This is a genomic window from Streptomyces sp. NPDC087901 (genome assembly GCF_044742205.1).
Lineage (GTDB): Bacteria > Actinomycetota > Actinomycetes > Streptomycetales > Streptomycetaceae > Streptomyces.
Genome location: NZ_JBIUUC010000003.1, coordinates 33,697 through 47,955, shown reverse-complemented (window position 1 = coordinate 47,955; position 14,259 = coordinate 33,697). Strand labels below are relative to the sequence as shown.

Below are 14,259 nucleotides of genomic sequence, written 5' to 3'. Positions count from 1 at the left end.
GACTACATCCCCAACGACCGCTTCAGGAAGTCCACCTGGAGCAGCAGCAGATTCTCCGCCACCTTCTCCTGCGGGGTCATATGGGTCACCCCGCTCAGCGGCAGCACCTCGTGCGGGCGCCCCGCCGCGAGCAGTGCCGAGGACAGCCGCAGAGTGTGCGCGACCACCACGTTGTCGTCCGCCAGGCCATGGATGATCATCATCGGCCGCACCTGGTCGGCGGCGTGCGAGAGCCCCTCGTCGGTGAGCAGCGAGTTGTAGGCGTACACCTCCGGCTGGGTCGCCGGATCGCCGAGGTAGCGCTCCGTGTAGTGGGTGTCGTACAGCCGCTGGTCGGTGACCGGAGCGCCCACGACCGCCGCGTGGAAGACGTCGGGCCGCCTCAGCACCGCCATGCCGGCCAGGAATCCGCCGTACGACCAGCCCCTGATGCCCACCCGGCCCAGGTCCAGGGGGAACCGCTCCGCGAGCGCGTGCAGTGCCTCGACCTGGTCGTCGAGGGTGAGGGTGAGGTTGTGCTTGACGGCCTTCTCCCAGCCGGGCGAGCGGCCGGGTGTGCCGCGGCCGTCCGCGACGACCACGGCGAAGCCCTGGTCCGCGAACCACTGTGAGGTGAGATGCGGATTCTGGGCGGCGAGGACCCGGCGGCCGTGCGGCCCGCCGTACGGATCCATCAGGACTGGAAGCGGACCGTCCGATTCCTTGTAGCCGGTGGGGAGCATCACGGCGCACGGAATCCGCCGTGCGCCCCCTTCGGTGAGCTGCGGCCTCGCGGACAGCACCGGCTGCTCCGCGTGACTGGCGACGGTGGCGATCTGCTTGCCGTCCCGGAACACCCGTACCGTCGATCCGGGCACGTCCAGCGCCGTGGAGACCATGACGGTCACCCCGCCCGACCGGACCGCCGCGTGCACGCCCGCGCCCTCCGAGACCCGCTCGACGCCCAGCTCGTTGACCCGGTACACATGGGTCTCGCCGATCTCCGCCTCGGTCGCCCGCTCACCCGCCGACGCCGTCACGAGGATGTCGGACTCCCCGATGTCGAGCACCGTCCGGATCTGCAACTGGGCCCCGGTCAGCGGCCGGTCGCCCACCGCGAGGACCCGCGCCCCGCCCTCGTCCGCGATCCGCACCAGCCGCCCGTCCGGCGCCCACGCGGGCACAGCGGGGAACAGCTCCAGCCACACCGGGTCCTCGTCCGCGTGCACCGTCCGGGTCGCCCCGGTCTCCGGGTCCACCGCGAGGTAGAGCTGACTCTGCTGGTCACGGGCCTGCACCAGCAGCAGCGGTGCCCCGTCCGACGACCAGTGCACCCGCGCCAGATAGGGGAACCGGGCCCGGTCCCACACCACTTCGGTACGCTCCCCGGCCAGTCCCACCACGAAGAGCCGCACCTCGGCGTTGGGCGTACCGGCCGCCGGGTACGCGACCTCGGCGGGCTTGCGGTCCGGGTGCGCGGGATCGGCGATCCACCACCGTCGCACCGGGCTGTCATCGACCCGGGCCACCAGTAGCCGGTCCGAGTCCGGTGACCACCAGAAGCCGCGCGAGCGCGCCATCTCCTCGGCCGCGATGAACTCCGCGAGGCCGTAGGAGACCTGCGCTTCCTCCGGTTCGGCGAGGGCCCTGTCCTCCTCGCCGCCGGCGCCCACGACGCGCAGCGCACCCTTGGACACATATGCGATGTGTCGTCCGTCGGGGGAGGGGCGCGGGTCGATCACCGGGCCCGGCACGGGCAGCGCACGCGTCGTTCCGGCACGCAGTTCGGCGACGTACACCTTCCCCGAGAGTGCGAACGCCGCCAACTCGGCCGCCGCGTCGACCGCGTAGCCGACGATCCCCGACGACCCCTCGCGGCTCCGCTCACGCCTGGCCCGCTCCTGGACCGAGAGCCGCTCCGTCGAACCGCCCAGCAGCACCGCCGGATCGGCCACGACCCGCTCCCGCGGGGCCTTGCCGTCGCCGAGGTCCAGCACCCAGAGCTGCCCCGAGCGGTCGGTTCCCGACCCCGAGCGGAGGAAGGCCACCCGTTCACCATCGGGTGAAACCGTGAACGCGCGCGGTGCACCGAGGGTGAAACGCATGGTCCGGGCCAGCTGCAGCGGGAAGGTGATCTCTGGCGAAGTCATATGCCGAACCTATCGGCCGGTCCCGCCGTCCGTGCGCCCCTCGTGCTGCTGTGCCCCGATCAATGCCATGCGACGGATAGTTATGATCCGTAGCGCTCGGTGGGTATGAACCTGCTGGCTCCATGCGTGCTGCCTGTCCCGACCGTACAGATGGAGGTGAACCGCTGTGGTGCTCTCGATTTCGGCGGTGGTGCTGCTGGCGATCGTCGTCTTCCTGCTGATCCGGAAATCCGGACTGAAGGGCGGACACGCGGTCGTCTGCATGCTGCTCGGCTTCTACCTCGCCAGCTCGTCCGTCGCACCCACCATCTCCGAGCTGACCACGAACGTGGCCGGCATGATCGGGGGCATGAAGTTCTGACCCCGGCAGCCGCCCGTGGTCCCGCGGCGTCCGGAAAACGGCCGCAGTCGGCCCAGGGGGCCACCGGCTCGTAGGGTGGTCCCCATGACGGATCTTCCCGCCCGGCGTCTGCTCCTGGTGCACGCGCACCCCGACGACGAGTCGATCAACAATGGCGCCACCATGGCCAGGTACGCCGCCGACGGCGCCCTGGTCACGCTGGTGACCTGCACGCTCGGCGAGGAGGGCGAGGTCATCCCGCCCGAGCTCGCGCATCTTGCCGCGGACCGGGACGACTCCCTGGGCCCCTGGCGCCGGGGTGAACTCGCGGCGGCGATGAAGGAACTGGGGGTCACCGACCACCGCCTCCTCGGGGGCGCGGGCCGATACCGCGACTCCGGAATGATGGGCACCGAGCAGAACAGGCGCCCCGGCGCCTTCTGGTCCGCCGACCTCGACGAGGCCGCCGGGTACCTCGTGGAGGTGATCCGTGAGGTGCGCCCCCAGGTCCTGGTGACGTACGACCCCGACGGGGGCTACGGGCACCCCGACCACATCCAGGCGCACCGGGTCGCGACGCGCGCCGCCGAACTGGCCGCCGACCCCGCGTACCGCCCTGACTCCGGCGCTCCGCACGCCATCGCGAAGACCTACTGGAACCGGGTGCCGCGCTCGGTCGCCGAGGACGGCTTCGCTCGCCTGCGGGCCACCGCCCCGGACGCGTTCCCGGGCGTCGCCGCGATCGACGACGTACCGGGTGTGGTGGACGACGCCCTGATCACCACCGAGATCGACGGCACCGGACACGGTGAGGCGAAAGTCGCGGCGATGCGGGCGCACGCCACCCAGATCGCGCTCGACGGCCCCTTCTTCGCACTGTCGAACAACCTGGGCCAGCCCGTCCTCACCAACGAGTACTACGAGTTGGTGAAGGGCGCCCCGGGCGGCGGAGGGAACACCCGGGAACGCGACCTCTTCACGGGCGTGACGGAGGCGGGCCGGTGAGCAGCAGCAGTTCGCGGGCCGCCCGGACCAACGCACCTCCACGGGACATTCCGGCCACCGGCCTGGCCGCGCCCCTCAACCCCCGGCGGATCGCCGCCCTGCTGTGCCTGGCGGTTCTCGGCGCGCTCGTCGGCATCGCGGGAACCCTGGTCCAATCCGCCTGGTTCCCCGGCGGATTGCTGCTGGCCCTGCTCGCGTCCGCAGGCCTCTTCTACGGCGGCCGCTGCCTCATGGGCACGCAGCCGGGGGCTCTGGCGCCCGCCGCGGGATGGCTGATTTCGGTCATTGTTCTGCTGGGTGGCAGACCGGAAGGGGACTACGTCTTCGGAGACGAACTCGGCCTCGCTCTCTTCATGCTGGGCGGCATGGCCATCGCTGTGATCTGCGCCACCATGTCGCGGCCGCCCCAACTGGGCGCCGACAGCGGCCGACCTGGCAAGTAATGTGCCACCTCCGATCCCGGAATGCCCCCTGTCCGCCCGGGGGGTGCGCAGTCGTTTCCCCCGGTCGCGGGGTGTCTGTCGGCCGCGGCCAGTATGGTGGTTCGCGCGCCTAGTCGGGTGCTGAAGATCTTGACCGGGCTCGCGAGGCCTGGCACGCATATCTGCGGCGTTACCCAACGCCCTCATAGCTTCGCCACGAGGACGCTCCGGCTTCTCGTGGCTGCACGCACCAGGCGCCGCTCCCTGATCCGGCCAAGATCTTCAGCACCCTCCTAGTCGTCCCCCGGCCTGCGGGACGGGGGAAGTACGGGCGGCGGAGCCAATCGGGAGAACCTGCTTTGAGTCGTGAAACTGACAGTTCGTCCTCCGGGCCCCAGGGCCGCGGGGGAGCCGCGTACCCCTCGGGTACGCCGCCGTACGGATCCCGCCAGTATCCGTCGCTGCACCCTTCGCAGGACGCCCCGGAGGAATCCCCGGAGGCCGCGGATCCGCCTCAGCCCGACGAGCCGAGGACCGAGACGACGCTGACGACGCGCATCCGGATCAACATTCCGGGTTCGCGCCCCATCCCTCCGGTCGTCATGCGTACGCCCATGAGCGACGTCGACAGCGCCGGTGGCGAGCGCACCGGCTCCACGCCGCGCCCGGGCGCCTCCGCGTCCAACGGCGGGCAGGCGGCTCCGGCCGCACCGGGGCCCGAGCCCCGGGAGCCGGCGGCGGCGGAGCCCGCTGCCGAGAAGCCGGCCAGGGAGAAGAGCGGCAGCGACTGGTTCGCACCGCGCAAGTCCCCGGCCGCCGCCCCGGCGAGCGACGGCACGGACGGGGCCGGCTTCCCGGCCGGTGGTCCCAGCGGTACGGGCGGTGCCGGTGGTACGGGCGGTGCCGGTTTCGGGGCCGGTGGCCCCGGCAGCCGTCCGGACGGTCCGGGCTCCGGCCCGGCCACCCCGCCCGCAGGCAGCCCCCGCGCCGAGCTGCCCTACTTCTCCGACGGACCGCAGCGCGCCGGCGACCCGGGTGCGACCGGTCCCGACGGCTTCGGCTCCGACGGCTTCGGTCCCGACGGCTTCGGTGGCGACGGTTCCGGCGGGCCCCGCGCCACGCCGAACCTCGGTATCCGTACACCGGGACCGTCCGGCCCCACCACCGGACCGGCCACCGGTACCTCGGCCCTCACCCCGGACCTCGACGGCCGGATGCCCTTCGGCCCGGGTCCGGCGGGCCCGGGCGGGCCGGCGGGCCCCGGCGGTGCACAGGGCCCCGGAACCCCCGGCGGCGTACCGCCGCGGATGTCGGACGACACCGCCGTGCTCACCCCGCAGTTCGGGCCGGGCCCCTCCGGCCCCGGGGGCAATGTCTCGGGGGACACGCTGAACAGCGGCATCCCCGTCGTGCCCTCGGACCACCGCGCGTCAGGGGCTCCGTCTCCGTTCCCGGGCCCCGATTCCACCCCGCGGGGGCCGGCCGGGCCGATGGGCACCGGACCGGCCGGACCGGGCGGCTTCGACGGCCGGGAGGCCGAGCCCGCCGCCCGTACCGCACCTGCGGCCGCGGCGCCGAGCGCCCCGGCGAAGAAGGGCCGCTCCAAGCTGGTCATGCTCTGCGTGGCCGCCGTCTGCCTGCTCGGGGTCGCCTACGGCGCCGGGCTGCTGATGAACCACTCCGACGTACCCAAGGGCACCACCGTCCTCGGTGTCGACATCGGCGGCGGGACCAGGGACGACGCCGTCGAGAAGCTGGACGCCGCGCTCGGCGAGCGGTCCACGGCCCTGCTCCAGCTGACCGTGGACGGCAAGAAGACGCAGCTCGCCCCCGACAAGGCCGGACTCGCCCTGGACAGCCAGGCGACCGTGCGTGCCGCGGCGGGCAGCGACTACAACCCCGTCTCCGTCATCGGCTCCCTCTTCGGCGGCGAGCGCGACGTCGACCCGGTGATCCCGGTCGACGAGGAGAAGCTCGGCGTCGCGCTGAAGGACCTGGCCGGCGCCTCGGGTTCGGCCAGCGACGGCACGATCAAGTTCGTGCCGGGCAAGGCCGTCGCCGTCCCGGGCAAGGCAGGCAAGGCGCTCGACGTCAACCAGTCGATGGTGTCGGTACGCGACGCCTATCGCGCCCAGGTCGAGACGGGCAGCGCGAAGACCGTCCCGCTGCCCGTCACCACCAGCGCACCCACCATCAGCCAGGCCGAACTGGACCGGGCGATGAAGGAGTTCGCGGAGCCCGCGATGTCCGGCCTGATCGTCATCAAGGCGGGCTCGAAGCAGATCCCGTTCGGCCCGGCCAAGTCGCTGCCGAAGATCCTCTCGATGGTGCCCATCGACGGCCGGCTCGTCGACCACTACGACAAGAAGGCCATCGAAGAGCTCTGCGCAGGCGTCTTCGACGGGATCATGGTCACCAAGGGCGACGGTACGAAGCACCAGGTCGGCCCGGACGACGTGGCCTTCGCCATGAAGGGCGCGCTGCTCGGCAAGACCGCGGCCGAGCGCACGGTCACGATCGACCTCGGCGGCAACGGCTGAGCCGTCACCCGCCACATCCCACCGCCCCCGCCCGGACCTCCGGCCGGGGGCGGTGCTGTATCCGACCGGACCTCCGGCCGGGGGCGGTGCTGTATCCGACGGGACCTCCGGCCGGGGGCGGTGCTGTATCCGACGGGACCTCCGGCCGGGGGCGGTGTCGTATCCGACGGGACCTCCGGCCGGGGGCGGTGTCGTATCCGACGGGACCTCCGGCCGGGGGCGGTGTCGTATCCGACGGGCCGCCGCTGTCACCCGTACGGCATGACATCTGTCATCCCGTTTCCACGACCCGTGACCCTGCCGGGCGCACCCCCTGCTGAGCCAGGCTGGACGTATGACAACGACAGCCCCCGAAGTCACCGCGGCGAAAACCGCCGTGGTCAGCTTCGACCAGGTCAGCAAGGCCTACGGAGACGTACGCGCCGTCGACGGGCTCACCCTCGACCTGCACCCCGGTGAGACCGTGGCCCTCCTCGGCCCCAACGGCGCCGGCAAGTCCTCCACCCTCGACCTCCTCCTCGGCCTGCGCACCGCCGACTCGGGAACGGTCCGCCTCTTCGGTACGACTCCGCAGGCGGCCATCGCCGCCGGACGCGTCGGCGCGATGCTGCAGACCGGCGGCCTGATGGAGGACGTCACCGTCCGGGAACTGGTCGGGCTCGTCTGTGAACTGCACCCCAGGCCCTACCCGGTCGACGAGGTGCTGGGCCGGGCAGGCATCGCACCGATCGCCGGACGCATGGTCAACAAGCTCTCCGGCGGCCAGGAACAGCGCGTGCGCTTCGCGCTGGCCACCGCGGGGGCCAGCGACCTCATCGTGCTCGACGAGCCGACCACGGGAATGGACGTCACCGCCCGCCAGGCCTTCTGGGCCACGATGCGTGAGCAGGCCGACCAGGGCCGTACCGTCCTGTTCGCCACCCACTACCTCGAAGAGGCCGACGCGATCGCCGACCGCGTCCTGGTCCTGCACAAGGGCCGGATCCTCGCCGACGGCTCCGCCGCCGAGATCAAGGCGAAGGCCGGAGCCCGCCGGATCTTTTTCGAGCTGGAGGGCGCGATCGACGAAGAGGCCCTGCGGGCCCTTCCGTTCCTCTCCACGCTCGACATCACCGGCCGTCGTGTCCGGATCCAGTCGCACAACGCCGACGCGACCGTGCACGCCGTCTACGGCCTGGGCCTCTACCCGCGCGAGCTCGAAGTCGCAGGACTCGGCCTGGAGCAGGCCTTCGTCGCCATCACCGAGGCCGAGGAGGCCAGGACCAAGTGATGAAGTTCTTCTCATGGGCGCTCATCAAGCTCGAAGTGACCCGCACCCTGCGGAACAAGAAGTTCATGTTCTTCTCGGTCATCTACCCGTCGGTGATCTACCTGCTGATCTCCGGCACCCAGAACACCACCGACAAGGTGCCGCACACCGATCTGACCCTGCAGTCCTTCTTCATGGTCTCCATGGCCTCGTTCGGCGCGCTCACCGCCGTCCTGATGGGCAACAGCGAACGCATCGCCAAGGAACGCGAGAAGGGCTGGGTCCGCCAGCTGAGGCTGACCGCGCTGCCGAGCCGCGGCTACGTCCTGGCGAAGATCGCCAGCGCGGCCATGGTCACGCTGCCCTGCATCGTGGTGGTCTTCCTGGTCGCCGCCTCCGTCAAGCACGTACGGTTCGACCTCTGGCAGTGGTTCGCCCTCGCCGGGGTCATCTGGGCCGGCTCGCTGGTCTTCGCCGCGCTCGGGGTGGCCATCGGCTACCTCGCCAGCGGAGACGCGGTCCGCCCGATCACCATGATCATCTACTTCGTGCTCTCGATCCTCGGCGGCCTGTGGATGCCGAGCGCGACCTTCCCGCAGTGGATCCAGAACATTTCCGAGTGGCTGCCCACGCACGCGTACGCTGCACTCGGCCAGGCCGTCGAGTTGGGTGGCGCACCGCATGCCAAGGACGTCGCCATCCTCTTCGCCTACTTCCTGCTCTTCGCGGGCGGCGCCGCCTGGCTCTACCGGAAGGACACGTTGAAGGCGTGAACGAGGACGAGATGTCCGTGGGCGTCGGGCGCCCGCCGTCGACCGCCAGACAGACCCGGATCAAACTGATGTGGATCGGCGTCTGGCTGGCCTTCATGAGCGCGCCGGTCAAGGACCTCGCCGACGGCAACCACACCCCGTGGGCGACCGCGCTCGGCGTCCTCGGGCTGCTGGTCTTCGTCGGCGCCTATCTGGTCCTGGTCTTCCGCCACACCTCCAAGGCGCTCGACCCCTTCCGGGTCCGTGCAGCCCTCGCCTTCCTCGGGGCCCTCGCCGTCCTGCTGTCGCTGACGTTCGGGACGCCCTGGCTGGTCCTCTTCGTGTACGTGGCGGTGTCCGTCGGCGCCACCCTGCCGATACGGACCGCCCGTTGGCTGATCCCGGCTGTCACCGCCGTACTCGTGGCGATCGGCCTGACCGGCGACCACCCCCGCGAGATCATCACGGCGCTGGTCTTCCCCGCACTGCTCGGCGGCTTCGCGATGTCCGGCGTACGGCAGATGATCCGCACCACGATCCAGCTCCGCGAGGCCCGCGCCACCGTCGCCCAGCTCGCCGCCAACGAGGAACGGCTGCGCCTCGCCCGCGATCTGCACGATCTGCTCGGCCACTCCCTCTCCCTGATCACCCTCAAGAGCGAACTGGCCGGGCGGATGCTCCCGGACCACCCGGAGCAGGCGGCCGCGCAGGTCGCCGACATCGAACAGGTCAGCCGCCAGGCCCTCGTGGACGTACGCAGCGCCGTCACCGGCTACCGCAGACCGACCCTCCCCGGCGAACTGGCCGGGGCCAGGACCGCCCTCGCCGCCGCCGGAATCACCGCCGAGATACCGGCCGAGGCTCCCGATGACCTCCCGGAGGACCTCCCCGAGAAGGCGGAGGAGGTGCTCGCCTGGGCGCTGCGGGAAGCCGTCACCAACGTCGTACGCCACAGCGACGCGGGCCGCTGCACGGTCACCCTCGCCCCGCGCCAGACCCTCGACGGGCGCGTCCTCGAACTCACCGTCGCCGACGACGGCCGCGGTGCCGCCGGCACGAAGCGGGGCAACGGCCTCACCGGCATGGCCGAGCGGCTCGCCTCGGTCGACGGGACACTCGCCACGCGGGCCACCGACTCCCGCTCGGGCAAAGGCTTCACCACGGTCCTCAGCGTTCCGCTCGAATCCGGCCTAGGATCCCGGGAATGAGCATGATCAGACTCCTCCTCGCCGAGGACCAGTCCATGGTGCGCGAGGCCCTTGCGGCGCTCCTCGGCCTGGAACCCGACATCGAGGTGGTCGCCCAGGTCGCCCGCGGCGACGAGGTGCTGGCCGCGGCCAGGGAACACGGCATCGACGTGGCCCTCCTCGACATCGAGATGCCCGGCATGACGGGCATCGAAGCGACGGCGGAGCTGCGCCGCGCCCTTCCGGACGTCAAGGTCGTCGTCGTCACCACCTTCGGCCGCCCCGGATACCTGCGCCGCGCGATGGAGTCGGGCGCGGACGCCTTCCTGGTGAAGGACGCACCGGCGTCCCAACTCGCCGAGGCCGTACGCAAGGTGCTCGCCGGGGAACGCGTCATCGACCCCACCCTCGCGGCCGCCGCCCTTGCCGACGGCGCCAGCCCCCTGACCGAGCGCGAACGCGATGTGCTGCGCACGGCCGCGGACGGCTCGACCAATGCGGAGATCGCCGCGGCGCTGCACCTGTCCCAGGGCACTGTGCGCAACTACCTCTCCATGGCGATCCAGAAGATGGCGGCGCGCAACCGGGCGGAGGCGGTCCGGATAGCACGGGAGAAGGGCTGGCTGTAGGAGCCCTGTGGCATCGTGCCGCGTCACCGGGAGGCGGAAACCAGCCCCGCCTCGTACGCGATGATGACGAGCTGCACCCGGTCCCGGGCATCGAGCTTGGCGAGCAGCCGGGTCAGATACGTCTTGGCCGTGGCCACACTGATGAAGAGCCGCTCGGCGATCTCCGCATTGGACAGCCCGCTGCCGACCAGTACCAGAACCTCGCGCTCCCGGTCGGTGATCGCGGTGAGCGGGCGCCGCAGGGGCGACGACGAGGGGCGCCCCGCGAACTCCTTGATCAGCCTCCGGGTGACGCTCGGCGCGATCAGGGCATCCCCGGCCGCCACCACCCGGACCGCCGCCAGGATGTCGTCGAGCGCCATGTCCTTGACCAGGAAGCCCGCCGCGCCGGCGCGCAGGGCGCCGTACACGTAGTCGTCGTCGTCGAACGTGGTCAGGACCACCACATGGGCGGTGGCCGGTCCTGCGGCGATCCGCTCGGTGGCCTCGATGCCGTTCATCCCCGGCATCCGGATGTCCATCATCACGACATCGGGGGCCAGTTCGGCGGTCAGCCGGACCGCCTCGTCGCCCGTGCCGGCCTCGCCGACGACGTCGATGTCCGCGGTGTCGGCCATGACCATGCGCAGTGCGGTGCGCACCAGCGGCTGGTCGTCGGCGAGCACGACGCGGATCGGCTCCGCGGGGGCGGCCGTTCCGTCGCTCATGCGGTTTCTCCCGTCGCCGGCGCTGTTGCCGCGGCCGTTGCCGTGACTGTTGCCGTTGCTGTGGCCGTGGGCATTGCTGTGGGCGTGGGCGTGGGCGTGGGCGTTGCCGTCGTTGTTGCCGGCTCCGCAGTGGGCACCGGCAGCCGGGCCGTCACCCGGAAGCCGCCCTCCGGGTGCGGGGCGGCGGCGAACTTCCCGTGCAGCAGGGCGACCCGCTCCCGCATGCCGACGAGGCCGAACCCGGTGAACGTGGACCGGTCGGCACCCCGGCCGCGGTCCGCGACCTCGATGGTGAGCTCCTCGGCGCCGTACTCGACGGACACCCGACAGCAGTCGGTGCCGGCATGGCGGACCACATTGGTCACCGACTCCTGGATGATGCGGAACGCCGACAGATCGATGTCCGGGGGCAGCGACCTCCGCTCGCCGCGCCACTGCACGTCGACCCGGACCCCGGCGGCGGTCGTGGCCTTCGCCAGCCGGTCGACGTCGGTGAGACCCTCCGCGGGACGCAGAGCTGTCTCCCCCTCCACCCCTTCGTGGACCGGCTCCGCCTGACGCAGCGCACCGAGCATCCGGCGCAGCCCCGACAAGGTCTCCCGGCCCGCGGTCTCCACCGCGCTCATCGCCTCGCGCGCGGCGTCCGGCTGGGTGTGCACGACACGGGCTGCCGCACCCGCCTGGAGGGCGATGATGCCGACGCTGTGCGCGACTATGTCGTGCATCTCGCGGGCGATCCGCAACCGCTCCTCAGCCACTGCCTGTTCGGCGGTCCGCGCGGCCAGACTCTCGCCGTGCCGACGGGTCTCGTACGCCGAACCTCCCACCAGCCAGGCGACGATCGCGGTCAGGGCGACGACCAGCTCCGCCGACGTACCGACGTCCCACCCGGCCAGCAGCCGGACGGCCAGGAAGCCGGTGAGGACGCCGAGCGCCATCAGGAGGGCGACGAGACCGGTCCGGCGCGACCGGGTGGCGGCGATGAAGTACAGCGCCACATCGGCGGCCAGGAACTGGGCGAGGGGAATCTCCCCCACGCTCAGCGAGATCGTGGCGAGTGTGGCGGCACCCAGCAACAGTGCCAGGCCTTTCAGCGGACGCCGCTCCAGCACCACGCAGCCGCCCGCCGCCAAGGCCGCGGCGAGCAGCTGGGTCAGCAGACCGTCCCACCGGTAGAACAGCACCCCGGGCCGGACGGATGGCTCGAACTCCCCGGGCAGCCGCACCCGCACGAGGAAGGTGAGCAGCACGCCCGCATACCAGGCCGCCCCCACCCACCAACCCGGTGGCACGCGCTTGAGTAGGGGAAGGGAGAGTGAGGGGGACATGCGCCGATCGTAGCCACTGGCCACCGGTGCGGCATCGGACCACGGTTGTACGACCGTGGTCGACACCGGTCCCGGACAGATGTCATCGACGGTCCGACGACGCACGGGGGCCGCGGACAGCACAGTGGTTCTCGTGATCGAAGTCAACGGACTGACCAAGCGATACGGCGCGGCAACCGCCGTCAAGGACCTCACATTCACCGTACGGCCGGGCGAGGTCACCGGTTTCCTCGGACCCAACGGGGCCGGCAAGACCACCACGCTGCGCATGCTGCTGGGTCTGGTCGAGCCGACCGCGGGAACTGCCACCCTCCAGGGCCGGCCGTTCCGTGAGCATTCGCGCGGACTGCGGCATGTCGGCGCCCTGCTCGACGCGGGCGACGTCCACGGCGGCCGCACCGCCCGCGCCCACCTCGCGATGCTGGCCCGCAGCAACGGGATCGGCCGCGCCCGGGTCGACGAACTGCTCGGGGAGGTGGGCCTCGAAGGAGCGGCTCGTCGTCGCATCGGCGGCTTCTCGCTCGGGATGCGCCAGCGCCTCGGCATAGCCACCGCACTGCTTGGTGACCCCCCGGTGCTGCTCTTCGACGAACCACTCAACGGTCTGGACCCGGAAGGGGTGTTGTGGGTGCGCGGGCTGTTCCGCCGGCTCGCCGCCGAGGGCCGCACCGTGTTCGTCTCCAGCCATCTGATGACGGAGATGGAGCACACCGCCGACCGGCTCGTCGTCATCGGCCGCGGCGAGCTCATCGCGGCCGAGAGTCTGACCGCGTTCTCCGCCCGCTCCACCCGGCTGAGCGTGACCGTCGGCACCCCCGACACCGCCGCCCTCACCCCGCTGCTCACCGCGGAAGGTGCCGCGGTGGTCCCGGACGGTGATCGGCTCACGGTCACCGGCCTCACCGCCGCCCGGATCGGTGAGCTCGCCCTCCACCACCGCGTCCCGCTCGTCGAACTCACCACACTCGGCGCCTCGCTGGAGGCGGCGTTCATGGAACTCACCGCGGACAGCGTCGAATACCTCGCAGGAGACCCCCGATGACCACGGCAACCGCCCCGACCGCACCCGCCGGCCGCGTGCCGCACGACGAACCTCGCGCCCGTTTCCGCGACCTGCTGGCCGCCGAGTGGCTCAAGACGTGGTCGCTGCGCTCGACCCCCTGGATGTATGCGATCACCGCGCTGGCCGTCATAGCGTTCAACGCCGGCACGGCCTACGACCACTACAAGTACTGGTACCAGTACGACGAGCGCGGCCGGGAGTCCTTCATCGCCAACGGTTCGCCCCTCATGGACGCCTTCACCGGGAACGCCGCCATGGTGCTGGTGCTGGCCGTCGCCGCGATCGGAGCGGTATCGATCACCGGCGAGTACGGCACCGGCCTGATCCGCACCACGTTCACCGCCGTCCCGGCCCGCCGCTCGGTCATGGCGGCCAAGGTTCTCGTCCTCACCGCGGTCACCACCGTGTTCGGCGCACTCGTCGCCCTGGCCTCGTTCGCCTCGACGCAGGCGATACTCGCCGGCCGGGACGCCTCGGTCTCCCTCTCCCACCCAGGAGCCCTGCGCCTCGTCGTCGCCTCCGCACTGCTCGCGCCGGTGGCCGCGCTCGCGGGCCTGGCGATCGGCGCGGTGATCCGCCACACCGGAGGCTCCGTCATCGGATGCGTGGTGGTGCTGCTTCTGCTTCCGATGGTCCTCAGCGACCGCCGCCATCTGACTGCGGTACTCCAGCACACGCTGCCCTTCAGCGCGTGGGAGCGGCTGTCGGTCTCGGATCTCCACGCGTCCGTCCTCTACCCGTGGGCAGCCTCCGGAGCCTGGACCGTCTACGCTCTCTGGGCACTGCTGGCGGGCACGGTCGCGGTGGTCGCGGTGCACCGCCGAGACCAGTGACGGACCGCCTCCGTGAGCCGGTCCCACCGCACCGCAGATCCCCGATTCACCTTCCCTGCAAAGCATTTCAGAAAC

General features: G+C 71.5%; 13 protein-coding genes. 10 read left to right on the top strand and 3 right to left on the bottom strand.

The annotated features are described in order from the left end of the window. Positions 1-2 precede the first annotated feature (2 nt). Positions 3-2,084 (bottom strand): prolyl oligopeptidase family serine peptidase, encoded by a 2,082-nt coding sequence (locus ACIOEW_RS09740; protein WP_401963821.1) that lies wholly within the window; start codon positions 2,082-2,084, stop codon positions 3-5. 211 nt (positions 2,085-2,295) lie between these two features. On the opposite strand from ACIOEW_RS09740, the gene ACIOEW_RS09735 reads away from it, so the two are divergent. From ACIOEW_RS09735 to ACIOEW_RS09700, 8 genes are all read left to right on the top strand, one after another. Next, positions 2,296-2,490 carry a hypothetical protein gene (locus ACIOEW_RS09735; RefSeq protein ID WP_326738529.1) on the top strand — a complete coding sequence of 65 codons (195 nt, stop codon included), beginning with the start codon at positions 2,296-2,298 and terminating at the stop codon, positions 2,488-2,490. Positions 2,491-2,574: 84 nt separating this feature from the next. Continuing rightward, the gene (mshB, locus tag ACIOEW_RS09730; protein ID WP_362551041.1) at positions 2,575-3,474 is read left to right on the top strand and encodes an N-acetyl-1-D-myo-inositol-2-amino-2-deoxy-alpha-D-glucopyranoside deacetylase; all 900 of its coding nucleotides are present in this window, start codon (positions 2,575-2,577) and stop codon (positions 3,472-3,474) included. Continuing rightward, positions 3,471-3,917 (top strand): DUF6113 family protein, encoded by a 447-nt coding sequence (locus tag ACIOEW_RS09725; protein ID WP_401963034.1) that lies wholly within the window; start codon positions 3,471-3,473, stop codon positions 3,915-3,917. The genes mshB and ACIOEW_RS09725 overlap by 4 nt, the downstream gene beginning before the upstream one ends. 338 nt (positions 3,918-4,255) lie before the next feature. Then, positions 4,256-6,436 (top strand): hypothetical protein, encoded by a 2,181-nt coding sequence (locus tag ACIOEW_RS09720; protein ID WP_401963032.1) that lies wholly within the window; start codon positions 4,256-4,258, stop codon positions 6,434-6,436. 334 nt (positions 6,437-6,770) lie between these two features. Further along, positions 6,771-7,706 (top strand): ABC transporter ATP-binding protein, encoded by a 936-nt coding sequence (locus ACIOEW_RS09715; protein ID WP_401963031.1) that lies wholly within the window; start codon positions 6,771-6,773, stop codon positions 7,704-7,706. Beyond that, positions 7,706-8,458, top strand: a complete 753-nt coding sequence (locus tag ACIOEW_RS09710; RefSeq protein WP_362551031.1) for an ABC transporter permease — start codon at positions 7,706-7,708, stop codon at positions 8,456-8,458. Before ACIOEW_RS09715 ends, ACIOEW_RS09710 begins: the two co-directional genes overlap by 1 nt. Continuing rightward, positions 8,455-9,645 (top strand): sensor histidine kinase, encoded by a 1,191-nt coding sequence (locus tag ACIOEW_RS09705; protein WP_362551028.1) that lies wholly within the window; start codon positions 8,455-8,457, stop codon positions 9,643-9,645. Before ACIOEW_RS09710 ends, ACIOEW_RS09705 begins: the two co-directional genes overlap by 4 nt. Then, a complete protein-coding gene (locus tag ACIOEW_RS09700) occupies positions 9,642-10,253 on the top strand; it encodes a response regulator (protein WP_401963029.1) in 612 nt (203 codons plus the stop codon). Before ACIOEW_RS09705 ends, ACIOEW_RS09700 begins: the two co-directional genes overlap by 4 nt. A gap of 23 nt (positions 10,254-10,276) precedes the next feature. On the opposite strand, the gene ACIOEW_RS09695 is transcribed toward ACIOEW_RS09700, so the two are convergent. After that, a complete protein-coding gene (locus tag ACIOEW_RS09695; RefSeq protein WP_401963027.1) occupies positions 10,277-10,960 on the bottom strand; it encodes a response regulator in 684 nt (227 codons plus the stop codon). Further along, positions 10,957-12,288: a sensor histidine kinase gene (locus ACIOEW_RS09690; RefSeq protein ID WP_401963026.1), complete on the bottom strand. Its 1,332-nt coding sequence runs from the start codon at positions 12,286-12,288 to the stop codon at positions 10,957-10,959. The genes ACIOEW_RS09695 and ACIOEW_RS09690 overlap by 4 nt, the downstream gene beginning before the upstream one ends. A 133-nt stretch (positions 12,289-12,421) precedes the next feature. Here ACIOEW_RS09690 and ACIOEW_RS09685 point away from each other — a divergent pair, with 133 nt between their 5' ends. Together ACIOEW_RS09685 and ACIOEW_RS09680 are read left to right on the top strand one after the other, a co-directional pair. After that, positions 12,422-13,330 carry an ABC transporter ATP-binding protein gene (locus ACIOEW_RS09685; protein WP_401963025.1) on the top strand — a complete coding sequence of 303 codons (909 nt, stop codon included), beginning with the start codon at positions 12,422-12,424 and terminating at the stop codon, positions 13,328-13,330. Continuing rightward, a complete protein-coding gene (locus tag ACIOEW_RS09680) occupies positions 13,327-14,184 on the top strand; it encodes an ABC transporter permease (protein ID WP_401963024.1) in 858 nt (285 codons plus the stop codon). The genes ACIOEW_RS09685 and ACIOEW_RS09680 overlap by 4 nt, the downstream gene beginning before the upstream one ends. Positions 14,185-14,259 lie beyond the last annotated feature (75 nt).